Origin of the sequence: Streptomyces sp. NRRL B-24572 (assembly GCF_002156145.1) — a bacterium.
GTDB classification, from domain to species: Bacteria; Actinomycetota; Actinomycetes; order Streptomycetales; family Streptomycetaceae; genus Streptomyces; species Streptomyces vietnamensis.
Genome location: NZ_MWIG01001119.1, coordinates 1 through 743, shown reverse-complemented (window position 1 = coordinate 743; position 743 = coordinate 1). Strand labels below are relative to the sequence as shown.

The following is a 743-nucleotide window of genomic DNA, read 5'->3' as shown; positions in this document are numbered from 1 at the left end:
CATCGCGAGCGCCGCGTCCGAGGCGGTTCCCGCGCCGGCGTCGAGGATCACCGGGACCCCGGCCCGTTCCGTGATCAGCTGGAAGTTGTGCGGATTGCGGATGCCGAGCCCGGAGCCGATGGGCGAGCCGAGCGGCATGATCGCCGCGCAGCCGACGTCCTCCAGCTTCCGGGCGAGAACCGGGTCGTCGTTGGTGTAGGGGAGGACCACGAAACCGTCGTCGACCAGGGTCTCGGCCGCGGCCAGGAGCTCCTCGCCGTCCGGGAGGAGGGTCCGCTCGTCCGCCACGACCTCCAGCTTGATCCAGTTCGTGCCCAGCGCCTCCCTCGCCAGCCGTGCCGTGAGGACGGCCTCGCCGGCCGTGTAGCAGCCCGCCGTGTTCGGCAGGACCCGGATGCCGAGGCGTTCCAGGACGGAGAGGACCGAGCCCTGGACGGTCGGGTCCAGGCGTCGCATGGCGACCGTCGTCAGTTCCGTACCGCTGGCGACGAGGGAGCGTTCCAGGACGTCGAGGCTGGGTGCGCCGNNNGGTCGCCCTCGCCGAGCAGCGTCGTGGCCCACTCGCCGCGCGGGACGACCTCCTCGTTGACGGCCGCGGCCACGCCCGAGGGTGCGGTGCTCAGGGTCGCGACCAGGGCGTCGAGGGCGACGGGGCCCGTCAGGACCCGGGGCTCGCCGTTCACGGACACGTTCATGCGGGCTGCTCCTGACGTACGGGGGAGAAACGGCGGGGGGTGAAGGGG

The 743-nt window shown here is 72.8% G+C and carries 1 protein-coding gene and 1 pseudogene; both read right to left on the bottom strand.

Annotation, left to right across the window (positions count from 1 at the left end; genetic code table 11):
- A pseudogene (locus CCN56_RS40700) lies at window positions 1–525 on the bottom strand (thiazole synthase); the annotation flags it as partial.
- On the bottom strand, window positions 468–695 hold the full coding sequence (gene thiS / locus CCN56_RS40695) for a sulfur carrier protein ThiS (protein WP_086832553.1): 228 nt from the start codon (window positions 693–695) through the stop codon (window positions 468–470). The gene thiS and the pseudogene CCN56_RS40700, both read right to left, overlap by 58 nt.
- Window positions 696–743: the final 48 nt, after the last annotated feature.